This window comes from Spirosoma foliorum, from assembly GCF_014117325.1.
Lineage (GTDB): Bacteria > Bacteroidota > Bacteroidia > Cytophagales > Spirosomataceae > Spirosoma > Spirosoma foliorum.
This window is the reverse complement of record NZ_CP059732.1, coordinates 8,280,831-8,297,840: the sequence shown is the minus strand read 5'-3', so window position 1 is coordinate 8,297,840 and position 17,010 is coordinate 8,280,831. Positions and strand designations below refer to the sequence as shown.

The window sequence follows — 17,010 nt, the reverse complement described above, 5'->3', positions numbered from 1 at the left end:
AATCCACCCAATCTTACGCACTCTAAATTCCTTTATTAGAAAAAATGCTTACCCGAAGTATGACATATGGTTGCTTTGGTAAATTCTCCTACCGTCTGTTTGAAACTGCTTGACTTTCCTGATTCTCAGAAATAAATATGCAATCTTCTTCATGGGTCTCCAATTCAGCTCAGCCTTTATGATTTCACCTATACGACGGCTTCTATTCATCCTGATCATTTCATTACTGCACTTTACGGGTACGCAGGCACAGCAATTAAGTATAACTTCTGTTACCCCCAACCCCGTCTGTGCCAACTCGTCCATCATCGTTTCCTACAGTTATACCGCGGGGGATGCAGGTACCTTGTTCCTATACCTTAATGGGCCTGGTACAGCCGATGTGGTTATAGGTGCTGCATCAGTTGGCGGAGGGAATGGTAGTCTACAAGGTACAATTCCGGCTAATCGAACCACCGGCACGTACACGGTTAGGCTGATCCGTATATCGGGCACACCGTCGGGGAATGTAAATAGCCCAAACAGCAACGGCTTTACGGTTACTGCGTTGCCTTCAGCGCCTACAGTTTCGAATGTGGCTTACTGCCTGGGGGCTACTGGTATTCCTCCTCTGACCGCTACGGGCCAGAACCTAACCTGGTATCCAGCTTCGACAGGTGGCGGGGGAACAACGGTTGCACCCACCCCGCCCACCTCAGCCACAGGCACCACCAATTACTATGTCAGCCAGACCGTCAATGGCTGCGAAGGCCCCAGAGCTACTCAACAGGTAACCATAAATCCGCCACCGGCTAAGCCGACTGTCGTTTCGTCGTTGTCGTATTGCCAAAATAGCACTGCTCCTTCATTAGCGGGAGCCGTTACCTCGGGCAGTAATCTGAAATGGTATAGCTCAGCGCTCAGTGGCAGTGGCTCTACCATAGCACCCACTCCCTCCACTTCCAACGTTGGGTCGATTACTTACTATGTGAGCCAGACGAATTTCAGTAATCAAAGCGATGGGAGTGCTTGTGAGAGTGATCGGGCAGAGATTACGGTAACCGTTAAAGCGGCTCCTGCTGCCCCCTCGGTGACCACTCCAGTAACCTATTGTCAGGATGCGGTAGCGAGTCCATTAACGGCTAGCGCTGTTAGTGGTGGAACCCTGAACTGGTATGGACCGTCCAATAATGCCCTGGGCAGTACGGCCCCAACGCCACCCACAACGGCCCCAGGCACAACCTATTACTCCGTCAGTCAGACGTTTAGCGGTTGTGAAGGACCGAAGGCTACTATTCAGGTAACAGTTAACACCCGACCGGCCGCACCCACGACCACGCCCGTGAGTGTTTGTCAGAATACAACGCCCGTTTCCTTAGCCACAGGGGTTACATCGGGTACGAACCTGCGATGGTATATAGGTAGTACGGGTGGTAGTGGTTCAACAGTGGCTCCAACACCCTCGACCAATGCAATAGGGCAAACCCTTTATTATGTGAGTCAGGTTGACAACAACGGTTGTGAGAGCGATCGGGCGGTTATTACCTTCATTGTTAATGGATATCCGGCGGCTCCGGGTGTTAGTTCTCAGGCATATTGTCAGAATGCAACCGCGACATCGCTAACGGCCACTGCTGCCACGAATGCCACCTTAAACTTTTACCTTGGCTCTACGGGTGGAACAAGGTACGCTAGCCTGACTCCCTCAACGACTTCCAGTAATAATTACTACGTTAGCCAGACGCTGAATGGGTGTGAGAGCCCAAGGGCAATCATTACGGTCAGCATCAGATCCCTGCCACCTAGCCCGGCCGTAACTATACCGGCTGCCTACTGCCAATTTGCGACCGCGGCTCCATTAAGTGCTACCGCCAACACGAACTTCTCGCTGAATTGGTATGGCACCAATGCTACGGGTGGGACGGCATCGGCCCAGGCATCCACACCATCAACCAGTAATGCCGGAGCCTTTCATTACTACGTCAGTCAGTCAGACCCATTTGGTTGCGAGAGTATTCGGGCAGATATTCCCGTTACGGTGAATGCTAAACCAGCAACGCCAACCGTGACCAATGCCAGCGCCTGTTTGAACTCCGTTCCCAATTCTTTGTCATTATCCGTTGGCGCAACGGGTACGCTGAAGTGGTATACGGGCTCGACGGGTGGAACGGGCTCTACAGTGGCCCCAACGCTCTCGACCACAGCGTTAGGGACTAGCACTTATTATGTTAGTCAGACGTCTGGCGACGGTTGTGAGAGTGATCGGGCAGCAATTACCTTCACGGTTAATCCGAATCCAATTGCGCCAACGGTTGCTACTTCCTTTCTGTTCCTTTGCCAAAATTCAGTCGCTACTTCGTTAACGGCAACGGGTACGAATCTGAAATGGTACACGATGAATTCGGGCGGTGTGGCCTTGACAAATCCAGTCACTCCATCGACGGATGTAGCGGGCCCTCCGGTTATCTATTATGTAAGCCAGACAGATGCCAACGGTTGCGAAAGCCCCCAACTACGTTGACGGTGACCGTCATATCCAGACCTGTTCCGCCAACGGTTAGTTCAACAATACTCACTTATTGCCAGTATGATTCGCCAGCCCCTTTGTCGGCGACGGCTATTATAGGCAATACCCTCAACTGGTACGGGACGAATGAAACGGGAGGAGTGGCATCGTTAAGTGCAACCATCCCTTCGACCAACACGCCCGGTTCTACCCGTTACTACGTTAGTCAGTCGGATGGCAATGGTTGTGAAAGCAGCACCCGGGCATTTATTTCTGTTACGGTGAATGCCAAACCTGTGGCCCCCACCACAAATTCTATCATCCTTTGCCAGAATGCCAATAGCGTTTCGTTACAAACAGGAGTTACCTCTGGCAGTAATCTGAAATGGTATAATGCCCAAACTGGCGGTACGCTATATACTGGTACGCCTGCCCTATCTACCTCTGCCGTAGGAGTCACTACCTACTACGTGAGCCAGACTAGTAATGGCTGCGAGAGCGATCGGAGTGCCGTTGTAGTGACGATTAAAGCCCTTCCTGTGGCACCTACCGTAACGCCAAATCCCCAATTGCTCTGCCAGAGTTCTGTACCGAGTTCTTTGACGGCTACAACAAGCACAGGTGGTACACTGAACTGGTACACAATCCAAACGGGCGGCAATCCATCAAGCGTAGCCCCTATTCCGTCAACTTCGAACGTTGGTCCTCAAACATACTATGTTAGCCAGACTGTGGATGGCTGCGAAGGACCCAGGGCGGCCCTGAATATTGTGGTGATCGCCAAACCAGCTATCCCTACAGTAGTCAGTCCGATGGCGGCCTGTCAGTTGTCAACTCCGGTTACGCTGGCTGCTACAGGAACAAACCTGAAATGGTATGCCGATCCATCCACTACGACGACCATTCCAACACCCACTCCACCAACGACTACCCCTGGAACCACTGCGTACTATGTTAGTCAAACAGACGCCAATGGCTGCGAAAGTGGTCGCGCTTCCATTACGGTCATTATCAATGCTTCTCCGAATGCCACGCTGGTGAGCAGTGGTACGTTGACCTGCGCCATCACCAGTGTGACGCTGACCGCCGGAACGGGCGTTGGCTATAGTTTCAGTGGGCCAGGCATTGCTAGTCAGAATCCCATATCCGGCACAGCAGTAGTTACGGCTGCTGGTGTCTATTCGGTAACGATTACCAATGCCAATGGCTGCGCTGCCATGCAGACTACATCGGTTCAATCCAACACAACAGTGCCTGTAGCGACCTTAACCCAAAATGGTCCGCTAACGCCGGGTACCCCCAGTGCGACGCTGACCGCCGGTGGAGGCAGTTTATACGCGTTCAGTGGACCGGGTCTTGTCAGTCAGAATTCTATAGCGGGAACTGCGGTGGCCAATGTTTCGGGCACTTACTCCGTAACCGTTACCACCGCGAATGGCTGCTTCTCAACAGCCAGTGTAGCGCTGGCGGGTACTGACTTAACACCCATCATCATTATGCCGCAGGCAAACTTCCCGGCAGCGGGTAGTGTCGTTGACTTTCTGGTACGTGTGTCTGAAGTATCTGGTCTGCCGACCTCTATGGGTAATGTTACTATTGTTATTACGGCTCCGGTGGGCTATATGATTTTGTTTAATCAGTTCATTAGCAATATTGATGTATCGGGAGGAAACGTCAATGTCCCCGTGAATAACGTTAACTGGAATACAACGGCCGATCTGGCTGGTCGGCAACTCTCTCTAACGATGAAAGCTGGCCAGTTTATAGAAGCAGGTGGGGCATCTATCCTGGGCGTAAGTATCATCCGAACGACAGCCAGCTCAGGAAGTATTTCCAATATCAGCGTAGCCGTGCAGAATGATATCTCGAAAGAATATGATGGCGTTCTTTCCAACAATGTATATGCTCGGGTGATTAATGGTTTATAAAACTTCTTATCCACAGCTTGTTTATCGGCCACTATCTATCAGATAGTGGCCGATTTTTTGTCCGTAAAAGAAGCCTCGAAAGTGGCCTTTCAATACCATAATGCAAAAGGGAAGGTAGCCCCTATAATCCCTTCTTTTTCAGAAAACACTCGCATGATACAAGATACATGTGAGCTTTCTCAAATTCACCTACCGCCTGTTTGAAACTGCTTGACTTTATCGGCCTTCCGGGGATAATATGCATGGTTATACTCCTCTGACAAGATTATACGGTGTGTACTCTCAATACACCAAAAGCTAACTCAATTTATGATTTCGTACATACGTGTATTGATATGTATACTAATCGTCTCGCTGCTTTGCACTACGATTACCCTGGCTCAACAATTGACCATTACCTCGGTCACACCGAATCCCGTTTGCGCCAGCTCGTCCATCACCGTTTCCTACAGTTATACCGCTGGTGATCCGGGTACACTTCTTCTCAATTTAAATGGACCGGGTACAAGCGATGCATTTATAGGGAGTACAGGAGTCGTCAGTGGCGGTAATGGCAGTATGCAAGGCACGATTCCGGCGGATCGCACCACCGGTACTTACACGGTCAGGTTGATCCGCATATCAGGCACATCAGGAGCGATTGTAAATAGTCCACCCAGCAACGGCTTTACGGTTAATGCGTTGCCCCCAGCACCTACGGTCTCGAATTTGGCTTACTGCCTGGGTGCTACTGGCATTCAACCCCTGACTGCTACCGGTCAAAACCTAACCTGGTATCCGGCTTCGACAGGTGGCGGGGGAACAACGGTTGCACCCACCCCGCCCACCTCAGCCACAGGCACCACCAATTACTATGTCAGCCAGACCGTCAATGGCTGCGAAGGCCCCAGAGCTACTTTGCAAGTAACCATAAATCGACCACCGGCTAAGCCGACCGTCGTTTCGTCGTTGTCGTATTGCCAGAATAGCACCGCTCCTTCGTTAGCCGGAGCTGTTACCTCGGGCAGTAATCTGAAATGGTATAGCTCAGCAATGGGGGGCGTTGGCTCTACCGTAGCGCCCACACCTTCCACCGATAATGCAATTTCGACTACCTACTATGTAAGCCAGACGAATTTCAGTAATCAAACCGATGGGAGTGCTTGTGAGAGTGATCGGGCTGAGATTACAGTGACCATTAAAGCGGCTCCTGCTGCCCCCTCGGTCACCACTCCAGTAACCTATTGTCAGGATGCGGTAGCGAGTCCCTTGTCGGCTAGCGCTGTTAGTGGTGGAACCCTGAACTGGTATGGGCCGTCCAATAATGCCTTGGGCAGTACGGCTCCCACGCCCCCTACTTCCTCGCCGGGCACTACCTTTTACTCCGTTAGCCAGACAGTCAGTGGTTGTGAAGGCGCGAAAGCCACGATTCAGGTAACGGTCAACACCCGGCCAGTTGCTCCAACAACCACGCCCGTTAATGTTTGTCAGAATACGACGCCCGTTTCGTTAGCGACGGGCATTACCTCTGGCACGAACCTGCGATGGTATCTGAATTCTACGGGTGGGACTGGCTCCACGGTGGCTCCATCGCCCGCGACAACCACGGTGGGATCAACTCCATATTATGTGAGTCAGGTTGACAACAACGGTTGTGAAAGCGATCGGGCGGTACTTACCTTCATTGTCAATGGGTATCCATCGGCTCCTACCGTTAATCCAAATACCCTAACGTACTGCCAAAATGCAACAGCGGCATCATTAACGGCAATTACGACCCCATCGCCCGGTGGAACGTTAAACTTCTATCTTGTTTCTACAGGCGGAACACCTTATGCTGACCTGACTCCTTCAACAGCAGCCAGTAATAACTATTATGTTAGCCAGACCGTGAAGGGGTGTGAGAGCACGACTCGGGCAACCATTTCGATCATTGTCAATACGTTGCCTGCAGCGCCAGCTGTAACAACACCAGTTACCTATTGCCAATTCACGGTGGCGGCTCCGTTGAGCGCTACAGCTGCCACGAATAATACGCTGTATTGGTACGGCATGAACTCCTCCGGCGGATCTGGTTCGACAACGGCACCAACCCCACCGACTAGTGCTGATGGTACTTTCTTCTACTATGTTAGCCAAAAAGATCCAGTTGGTTGTGAGGGTAGTCGATCACAAATCAGTGTTACCATTTATCCTAAACCAGCGGCTCCTGCCGTAACTAACGCTAGTGCCTGTCTGAGCGCTGTTGCGGGTTCCTTAGTCTCATCAGTCACCGCAACAGGTACACTGACATGGTATACGGCCTCCAGTGGTGGTACAGGATCTACAGTGGCTCCCACCTTATCAACTACTGCCACAGGAACGACCACCTATTACGTCACGCAGACAAGTAGTAGCGGTTGCGAGAGTGATCGGGCAGCGATCACCTTTACCGTGAATCCACTACCTCCGGCTCCAACGGTGGCCTCTCCACCTTCGATTTTATACTGTCAGGATGTGACGGCTGCGGCTCTAACCGCTACGGGAACAAACCTGAAATGGTATACTGCGCAAACGGGTGGCGCCCTCTTGCCAACCCCTTTTACTCCCCCAACGAATGTGGCGGGTGCGATTCCCTATTATGTAAGCCAGACGGATGGCAATGGGTGTGAAAGCGCGCGCACAGAGTTCACGGTAGTCACTGCCTCCAGACCTGTTCCGCCAACGGTTAGTTCAACACCCGTCGTTTACTGCCAGTACGATACACCTGTTTCCCTGACTGCGACGGCCCTTCCCGGAAATACACTCGTATGGTATGGTCAGAGCGAAACTGGTGGTACAGCCTCAACGGGTTCAGGGTTCACCATACCAACAACTGATCCTGCTGTTTCTACTCGTTACTACGTCAGTCAGAAAGATGGGAATAATTGTGAGAGCACCACTCGGTCATTTATTACCGTTACAGTGAATGCTAAACCCGCTGCGCCCACCACAACGTCTATTACACTTTGCCAGAATGCCAGTACGGTTTCGTTACAAACAGGAGTTACCTCAGGCAGTAATCTAAAATGGTATGATGCGCAAACTGGCGGTACTATGTATACCGGAACGCCTGTTCTCTCTACCTCTGCCGTGGGTTCCACCACGTACTACGTGAGCCAGACCAGTGGCGATGGCTGCGAGAGCGATCGGAGCGCTGTTGTGGTAACGGTTAAACCTCTTCCTGTGGCACCTACCGTAACGCCGAACCCCCAATTGCTCTGCCAGAGTTCGGTACCGAGTCCATTAACGGCCATCGCTACAGGAACCCTGCGGTGGTATGATACTAATGGAAATGTCTATACGTCGGTAACTCCTTCGACAAACGCCGTTGGTCCTCTGTCGTATTCGGTAAGCCAGATTGTGGATGGTTGCGAAGGCCCAAAGGCTGCCCTGAACATTGTCGTGATTCCCAAACCAGCAGTGCCAACGGTGACCAGTTCGATTGCTGCCTGCCAATTGTCAACGCCAGTTGCGCTGACGGCTGTGGGCACTAACCTGAAGTGGTATACAGACCCAACGGCAGGAACTCCATCAACCATAGCGCCAACACCTTCCACAAATACACCTGGCCCAACTACCTATTATGTTACCCAAACGGACGCCAATGGTTGTGAAAGCGACCGGGCATCCATTTTGGTTCAGATTAAACCCAAGCCCAATGCACCTGGAACGGTACCCGTTAGCTTCTGTTCTAATCAGGTTACGGCTCTGACCGCCACGTTCGATCCAGGCACGACGCCAAACTGGTACGGCCAAAATCCCGCAAGTACGCCAACTGCAACCGCGACAATTCCAACAACTGCTGTCATTGGAGCACCGATCAATTACTACGTTAGCCAGACGCTGGACGGCTGCGAAAGTGACCAGGCAGCTATTGCCGTTACTATCAAGGCTCTTCCTGTAGCGCCAACGGTTAGCACCACCCCCGTTTTATATTGTCAGGATGCCACCGCAGCACCTTTATCGGCTACTGCGGCCAGTGGTGGAACGCTCAACTGGTATACGGTATCTACAGGCGGCAATGCTTCCTCCACGGCACCCATTCCACCAACAACCACCGGCACGCCACTTACTACCTACTACTATGTGAGCCAGACGGTTGACGGCTGCGAAGGGCCACGGGCCACCATTGCGGTTACCATTAACCCGAGACCAGTTGCACCAACGGTTACTGCATCGCTATCCTACTGCCAGAATGCAACGGCAACTCCCCTTAACGCCATCGCGCCAGGAACGTTGAAGTGGTACGCCGATCCAACAACGACTACCGTCATCCCGACGCCAACGCCGTCAACAACTACACCCGGCCCTACTAGCTATTATGTAACGCAAACCGATGTCAATGGCTGTGAGAGCAACCGGGCTAGTATTACCGTAACGATTATTGCCACCCCCACGGCGCCCGTTACCACAACCGCCACATTCTGTCAGGATGCTACGCCCGTTGCGTTGACGGCCACGGCTAGTTTGGGCGGCACGCTGAACTGGTATACCACTTCAGTTGGAGGTGTACCAACGTCAACCGCGCCTTTCCCGCCAACATCAGCTACGGGTACTACCACCTATTATGTTAGCCAGAGTATTAACGGATGTGAAGGGCCAAGAGCCAGCCTGGACGTTGTCGTCCTTCCTCGACCAGTGGCTCCTGCGGTCAGTACCACCCCGCTAAACTACTGTCAGAATGCAGTATCCGTTCCACTATCGGCTACGGCCAGCACGGGCGCTACGCTGAACTGGTACATAGTTCCAACCGGCGGAACGCCAAGTTCGGTGAGCCCAACTCCGTCTACGTCAGGAGTTGGATCTACTATTTATTACGTGAGCCAAACGGTGAATGGTTGTGAGGGACCACGGGCTAGTATTACGGTTACAATCAAGTCGCTACCCACGGCTCCTAGTGTTAACCCTACGGTCAATATCTGTCAGAATACGCCACCCATCACCTTGACGGCTACGGCCAGTTCGGGAGGGACGCTAAACTGGTATACTGTATCGATAGGAGGGACGCCATCGTCGACAGCACCCATAATCACGACGAGTCAATCCGGCACCACTACGTACTACGTGAGTCAGATTGTGGATGGCTGCGAAGGGTCACGAGCGGCTATTACGGTAATCATTACCGCTACGCCGGGAGCACCGGGCACATCGGCCATAAGTTTCTGTCTGAATGGAGCCGCAACGCCCTTAACCGCAACGGCCAGCTCTGGCGCTACGCTGAATTGGTATACGACTTCAACCGGCGGATCGCCCGTTGCAGCGCCAACGCCACCCACCTCGGCTACGGGTACCTTTACCTACTATGTGAGTCAGAGTTCGAATGGTTGTGAAGGTCCTCGGGCTAGTCTGGATGTGACCATACTACCTCGGCCAGCAGCGCCTACGGTGAGCACCAGTTCGGTAAGTTACTGTCAAAAAGAGGTCGCCACGGCGTTAACTGCTACACCGAGTAGTGGTGGCACATTGAACTGGTACACGATTTCGACGGGTGGAACGGCGAGCGCTTCGGCCCCTATTCCGCCGACAACAACCGCGCAGACGCTTACATACTACGTTAGCCAAAGTGTTAATGGTTGTGAAGGTCCTCAGGCTACGATTACTGTCACGATCAAGCCCTTGCCTGTTGCACCTAGCATCAATTCCAGCACGGTAAACTTTTGCCAGGGTAGTGTGGCTACAGCCTTGTCAGCTACACCTAGCCCTGGCGGTATCCTGAATTGGTATACTGTGCCAACCGATGGTACACCAAGTACAGCAGCCCCAACGCCACCCACATCGACACCAGGTATTACAATCTATTATGTTAGTCAGACCGTTAATGGTTGTGAAGGTCCTCGGGCAGCTATTACGGTGACCATTACGGCCACGCCTGGCGCACCAGGCACATCGGCGGTGAGCTACTGTCTGAATGCCGTTTCTGCACCACTAACAGCAGTAGCCAGTCTTGGCGGTACCTTGAACTGGTACCTTAACCAGACTGGTGGTGTATCGACGCCCATTGCGCCTTCTCCACCGACCACAACGGCGGGTGGTCTCACGTACTACGTCAGCCAGAGCGTTAACGGCTGTGAAGGACCACGAGCTAGCATTGCGGTTACGATCAAATCGCTGCCCTCGGCTCCTGGTCTCAGTGCCAGTGCGTTGAGCTATTGCCAGAACGCGACGTCTGCTCCTTTAACGGCCATTCCTAGCTCGGGTGGTACCTTAAACTGGTATACTGTGCCAGTCAATGGAAGTCCGAGTCAGACGGCACCAACTCCGCCAACCTCAGTGGTAGGTATTCTTAATTACTACGTCAGCCAAACGGTTAACGGTTGTGAGGGTGACCGGGTTAATATCGCTGTTAACATTAAAGCATTGCCCACGGCTCCGGGTGTTGCTACAGCCCCAATCGTTTATTGTCAGGGCGTTATAGCCACTGCGTTAACGGCATCGCCAACCAGTGGTGGCAGTTTGAACTGGTATACCACGCAAACGGGCGGAGTGGCTTCGTCGATAGCTCCTATACCGCCAACCACCTCACCGGGATACTTTACCTACTTTGTGAGTCAGACCGTTAGTGGTTGCGAAGGGCCAATGGCTTCCATTACTGTACTCATCCAGCCCACGCCCCCCGCGCCAACCGTTGGAAACGCACCCATTTATTGCCAGGGTGGTACCTCCACAGCCTTGTCGGCTGTGGCGACCAGTGGGGGTACGTTGAGCTGGTATACAACGCCAACAGGGGGGACGGGTTCCGCAATTCCGCCCGTTCCGCCGGTTACGGCTGCGGGTACGGTTACGTACTATGTCAGCCAGAATGTGAATGGCTGCGAAGGGCCACGAGTTAGCCTGGTCGCAACCATAAAAGCGTCTCCATCAGTGCCCGCCGTAACAGCCTCGCCTACGTACTGTCAGAATGCAGTTGCGGCTCCTTTAACAGCTACACCAAACGGCGGTGTGTTGAACTGGTACACGGCTTCGGCGGGGGGCAGTGCCTCGTCTATAGCGCCGGTTCCTCCAACAACTACGCCCGGAACCCAGGTCTATTATGTAAGTCAGACCGATGCCAATGGCTGCGAGAGTAACCGGGCACCCGTAACGGTTAAGATAAATCCGCTTCCAGTGGCACCTTCCACAACACCAGCTACTTTCTGCCAGGGCTCGGTAGCCACAGCACTTGTTGCGACGGCGGGGAGTGGAGGTTCGCTGAACTGGTATACAACGCCAACGGGTGGAACGAGCACACCGCTGGCACCGACACCCATTACAACGAATTCGGGCGTGTTGCCTTATTATGTGAGCCAGACCGATATCAATGGCTGTGAAAGCCCCAGGAGTTTGCTACTCGTGACGATTACGGCCATGCCAGCGCCACCTGTTTTCCCGGCAATAGCGCCAGTATGTCAGAATAGTACGCCTTTTGTTCTGGCGGCTGCCGGGCAAAGCCTGAAATGGTATGCCGATGCAACCACAACAGCAAGTCTGGGTAGTGCAGTTACACAGACAACTACGGTTCCCGGAACGTTTGTTTACTACGTCAGTCAGACCGTGAACTCGTGTGAAAGCGCCCGAGCAACGGCGCAGGTTGTTGTTAATCCCTTGCCAGCTGCGCCAGCGGTAGCTGCCAATCAAAACGGGTGCCAGGACGCCATCGTACAGCCACTTACCGCTACAGGTACGGCCCTTCAATGGTATGATGGGAACGACAACCTGATTTCGCCCCCAACGCCTGTAACTAAGGTTGACATTACCCAATCGTACAGCTATAAAGTGACGCAAACGATCAACGGTTGTGTGAGCCCCAAAGCCACAATTAACTATGTCGTTAACGTTACGCCATTGCCAACGGTTGTTTCGCCCATTGCCTTCTGTCAGAACACAACTCCGAGACCGTTAACGGCTTCGGGAACCAATTTGAAATGGACTGATCCGACGGGAGCTGTAACGACAAACGCACCGACTCCACCCACGGCCGTCGTAACTGCCGGTACCAGTTATTCGGTTACCCAGACAAGTGCGCTAGGTTGTGAAAGCCGGAAAGCCGAGATCAGGGTTGCCATCAATTCAGCGTCGGCGGCTAAACTGGAAGGTACTTCGTCTATTTATCTGGGTAATTCAGCGGTACTCACTCTGACGCTATCAGGCGTAGGGCCTTATAGCTATACGCTTTCCGATGGAACCAACGGAACGGCAGAAACAGCCCCAAATGGGGAGGCAACCGTCCGTAAAATTTCTGTTACGCCGGCCACCAGCACAACCTATGCCGTAACGGGTGTCGCGAATGCCTGTGGGAATGGCACAGTAACAGGGGGGGGCTGCGGTAACCGTCAAAGTACCTACCATTGCTACCAATGCGCTGTCGACATCCGTAGTCTGTACCAACACATCGTTTGTGGTACCGTTTTCAACTACGGGTGAGTTCGTATCCGGAAATGCCTTCACCGTCGAAATTGCGAGTGCCGTTGGCGATTCAGCCTCCCGAAAATACACTCCCATTGGTAATGGCGTTGTTCAAAGTGGTGGCATTAGCACCAGTATTCCGGGTACGTTTGCTTCCGGTCAGTACTATGTTCGGGTAATTGCCTTAAACGCGCCCTATCCGATTCTGGGAACACGGAGCCCAACCTTACTTACGGTGAGAGCTGCCCCAACTGCGTCGATAAGTGCCAGCAGTAATGTCATTTTTAACGGACAAAGCGTTGAACTCAATTTCGCGTTGACTGGCGAGGCACCCTGGACGGTAACTTATTCGAATGGCACGCAGGTTGCCGCATTTGGTACAAATTCGAATGTGTTTTCGGCGACCGTTACGCCCAATACGACAACTACCTATAAGCTACTGACGGTATCTAACGGGTGTGGCTCCGGCAAGATAGAAGGCGTTGATACGGTACGGGTTCGTGTCGATGTGTTAACGGCAGAAGAGGATTTGTTGAGCAATTCGGTGAAAGTATATCCCGTTCCGACGGATGGTACCGTAACGGTTGATATTGATTTATCGCTTCAGAAGGAAGCTGCCCAGTTGCAATTGGTAGGGCCTAACGGAGCTATTTTCGAGCAGGTAACGACTAAAAAACGCCAGACCCAGTTAGACTTGAACAAGGAGCCTGCGGGTACGTATTTGTTACACATTACCATCGGCGACCGCTCAACTGTCCGCAAAATCCTTAAATTGTAAGAGCGGAGATGCTGATTTCTAGGTGATCATATAGATTTTAAAACACATGGAATCGCCCGTATCCTCGGTCTATCTGAAACTCCGTCAGGAGTGACCTGTTAATAGAAAATAGTAGATTGGGCATAACCCCAAGCGCCGTAGGTGCGACCTATATACCAAGAATTAGGTCGCACCTACGGCGCTTCAGGCTCTTACTAAGCGACACGATCTATTGACAGGACGCCCTTACAGGGCTGGTTAGCCGTTGTCAAAAAGGTAAGTAAATGAAAAACCTTACCTAAATTCCGTTTGCCTGGAGGTTGGCTGCGAATCGCTGGTTATGCTGGGTAGGTGTGCCGATGTTCATGAATTTGACCAGCACGTTCATATCGGCGTTGCTGCACATGCCCACGTAGGTTGTTCGCTGATCGAGTCCAAATAGACTGGCAATGTCGGTATGGTACGGAGCGGGCATCTCACTCGACATATCGTAGAGTAACCGCGCGTATTGATCGGTTCCCAATTCGGCGGCTTTGGAGGGGAACAAAATGGTTTTACCCTGCTCGTCCGACACGTGAATATTCATCAGTAACACATGCCCGTCCATCGTATGAAGGCTCTTCAGCCGGTCGCAGCTGGCCAGTAGTTCGTCAGGCGTTGCATCCGTTGCTACGCCATCGGTAATATTGATGACCGTGGGCGGGTAAACGTCTTTGCCATTTTGGGCCGCCAGCCATTGCTGTATAAGTGACTCGGCCAGGCAGATGGCGCTTTTCATCGGCGTCCGATGCCGGTGAACCGGATTCAGCCAAACGGGCCGCTTCTCTGTAACGGAGAAGGTTCTTCCCCGGATGGTTCGCTCGGTGGCAATCTCCTCTACCCGAATGGTGGCTGCCGCTAGTTCGGCGGGCGAGAGAAACGTTTTCCCGGCCATATCTCCCGACCAGAGCAGATTTGCTTTGTCATCGCTGTAACCGCCGTAGCCAATCAGCGCAATATCGTAGTAATGGCGGATCTCGTCGCCTTTCTGGCAACGCAGGACTAATTCCAGCAACGTCTGATTAATGATCTGAGCTACCGCTGCGGCCTTGGAAAGCGATTGCCCCCGATAGATCGTTTGCTCATCCATTGACCCCGACTGATCAATCAGGAAAATAAACGCCGTGGGCGTCTGGCGCATGATCTGAGCCGAATAAGGTCGCTCTTTGATAGGTCGTTGCAGCAACTCCTGTACCGTTTTTTGTAAATCGGCAGCCGACAAGGCGTAAGACGGTAGGGGCTGTAGTTCAGACATAATACTGAATTGGTGGTTATGACGATTGGAATTGGTGTTGCAGATGGACTAGCTGTTGCTGCATCTGTTCCCGCAGGTTGGCAAAATGAGCGATTAAGTCAATGTCGTTGGCGATGCATTGATAAGCTTCGGTCGCTTTCAGATGATTGACTTCGGTTTGCAACCCTGCCTGACGACCCACAAGCCGTTGATGCCATTCGCGTAATGCCTCCAGATCGAGGTTCGTTTCAGGCCTGGTTATGAAGAGCAATCCATCGTTGAGGTCCTGCACCAACTGACGGACGGTTGTGAGGTCCCGACGCTGATAGGCGTCGTTGAGCCGAGCCATATAGGTTGTTGCCTGCGCCATGCGATCGGGATCATTGACATGCCGATCGGGGTGGGCCAGCATAACGGCTTGCCGATAGAGTCGTCGGATTTCCCGTTCTGCAATCTCGTCGAAGTCAGTAGGCTGGTGGGCAACGGCCTCCCGCACGGCCCGATTGGTTTTCTCAAACGTATCTTGCCAGGCTTTCGCTGTTTCGGCATCACTCCGTCGGCCAGTCTGAGCTGCTTTTCGGAGTGATAATGTCAATTGAAGTTCAACGGTCTGTGTAAGCAGGTCGCCGAGTTGGAGCCGGAACAGGCGATAATATCGGTCAATCTGGTATTGACAGGCTGCTTTCTCTTCCTCCAACAGCGCAATTTGAGCCTCTAACGCCCGAATCTGAGCCAGTAGATCATCTTTGGCAGGGTGCGGAGCAGGCAGGGACGATTGGACGTTCATCAACACCAAATATAAGCCAGAATCACCCAGGTCAGTTAACTAAATCGGCTCCATTTTTAAATCAGGCAACAAAGGAGACAATTCGGCTATGGATTTATAACCGAATTGACATAAAGCTCAAAGATTCGGATTAACATTAGGGGGCGTTTTTAGTTGAGCGTGCCTAAAGTAAGCTGTAAGCAGTTGCTGTTTGTAAGTACGAGGGGTAATAAGGCTAATCGGCGAAGCCCGGCGCATTAATGGCCTTGGACTACCAACTGCCAGACCCATAAGTCCCTTCCTGGCTCTATCGTTCCATTGACTCAGGGTGAACATATCACCGTCTTTTACAGGCAAATAAGCTGTTGACGATGTTGCTCCAGTATCTTTATTCTGCTCCCCTTTTACACTCTCCATATACATAGACAGCCCCTGAGACCATCCTTTGCCTGCTTCAATCCATTTGTACATAGCTGGATGAACCAGGTCTTTATAACCTCGATTGATTAACCGTTCGGCAGTAGCCCACTTCCGGCGTTCGCGCGAATTATGCGTGTCGATTGCCGCCTTCCTGAAAGCAAGAGTTTTGGTTTTTATTCCTCCTTTAGATTTATAAATTGATCCATGCACAGGGTGATAGCCCACTTGTGTACTGCCAGTTGGCGAAACCGTATCAAGTTGAGCAAAGGGCTCGCTGAATAGCTGATTGGTCATGATATTCGCCATGATACTGGTATCGGTCAGCCTATCTTCTTCAGTTCCAGCTTTTGAATTGTATTGATTCAATACCCACTTGCCCCGTAATCTGTCTTTAGTCCCATGATCACCCGTTAGTCCACGGCGCATATCCCCCTGGTCTTGACTAAGCGCTCCAGGGTGCCCACTGAGCGGCCTCTTTTGTTCGTTGGTTGTCCAGAGGAGATAACGAACTTCTTCACGCTCTCTTGACAATAAATCCGTTACATTTTTAATGTCTTCGAGCGATCGCCTATTATCTTTCATGTGCTGAACAATCTTACCAACAGTTGCCGTACTGACCATTTCATCGAGTCCAGTACCGCCAAAGTTTGCCCGGTGCTGAATCTGATTCATCCGGTATTTTTTTTTGTCCAGTGTCTTGGTAGAGCTAATTTGATTACGCCCCCAACGGCCGTATACGGCAGGCAGCCCTATTGTTGGACGACCTTTTACTTTTGTTGCATGTAAAATGAGCCGTTGTTGATAGCCTCTCGCGAAAGCATGTTTGCGCTTTACAGCGGGAATTTGGGCCGTTGCCCGACTACCTGCAGAAGGAATACCGCTTTTTTTTCGGGTAACCCATTTATCAAGATTCTTATTTGTATGTGGCATCTGTTGTATTTGAATTATACAGGTAGATGTACAAGAAGATTGCCCATTAGTTTAGTAAGTAAATATGGC

General features: G+C 52.0%; 7 protein-coding genes. 4 read left to right on the top strand and 3 right to left on the bottom strand.

What is annotated here, in order from left to right:
- The first annotated feature begins 178 nt into the window (after positions 1 to 178).
- The 4 genes from H3H32_RS34960 to H3H32_RS34945 all read left to right on the top strand — a co-directional run bounded on the left by H3H32_RS34960 (position 179) and on the right by H3H32_RS34945 (position 13,573).
- Positions 179 to 2,500, top strand: coding sequence for an Ig-like domain-containing protein (locus H3H32_RS34960; protein ID WP_182460315.1), 2,322 nt, complete (start codon positions 179 to 181; stop codon positions 2,498 to 2,500).
- Positions 2,501 to 2,502: 2 nt separating this feature from the next.
- Positions 2,503 to 4,413: an Ig-like domain-containing protein gene (locus H3H32_RS34955; protein ID WP_182460314.1), complete on the top strand. Its 1,911-nt coding sequence runs from the start codon at positions 2,503 to 2,505 to the stop codon at positions 4,411 to 4,413.
- A gap of 309 nt (positions 4,414 to 4,722) precedes the next feature.
- Positions 4,723 to 12,813, top strand: a complete 8,091-nt coding sequence (locus tag H3H32_RS34950) for an Ig-like domain-containing protein (protein WP_182460313.1) — start codon at positions 4,723 to 4,725, stop codon at positions 12,811 to 12,813.
- Entirely contained in the window at positions 12,788 to 13,573 is a 786-nt protein-coding gene (locus H3H32_RS34945; RefSeq protein WP_182460312.1) for a T9SS type A sorting domain-containing protein, read from the top strand. The genes H3H32_RS34950 and H3H32_RS34945 overlap by 26 nt, the downstream gene beginning before the upstream one ends.
- Positions 13,574 to 13,850: 277 nt before the next feature.
- Here the strand turns inward: H3H32_RS34945 and H3H32_RS34940 are convergent, their stop codons facing one another.
- From H3H32_RS34940 to H3H32_RS34930, 3 genes are all read right to left on the bottom strand, one after another.
- Positions 13,851 to 14,846 (bottom strand): vWA domain-containing protein, encoded by a 996-nt coding sequence (locus H3H32_RS34940; protein ID WP_182460311.1) that lies wholly within the window; start codon positions 14,844 to 14,846, stop codon positions 13,851 to 13,853.
- A 16-nt stretch (positions 14,847 to 14,862) separates the two neighbouring features.
- On the bottom strand, positions 14,863 to 15,612 hold the full coding sequence (locus H3H32_RS34935; protein WP_182460310.1) for a J domain-containing protein: 750 nt from the start codon (positions 15,610 to 15,612) through the stop codon (positions 14,863 to 14,865).
- Between the two features lie 117 nt (positions 15,613 to 15,729).
- Positions 15,730 to 16,941, bottom strand: a complete 1,212-nt coding sequence (locus tag H3H32_RS34930) for a hypothetical protein (RefSeq protein ID WP_182460309.1) — start codon at positions 16,939 to 16,941, stop codon at positions 15,730 to 15,732.
- Positions 16,942 to 17,010: the final 69 nt, after the last annotated feature.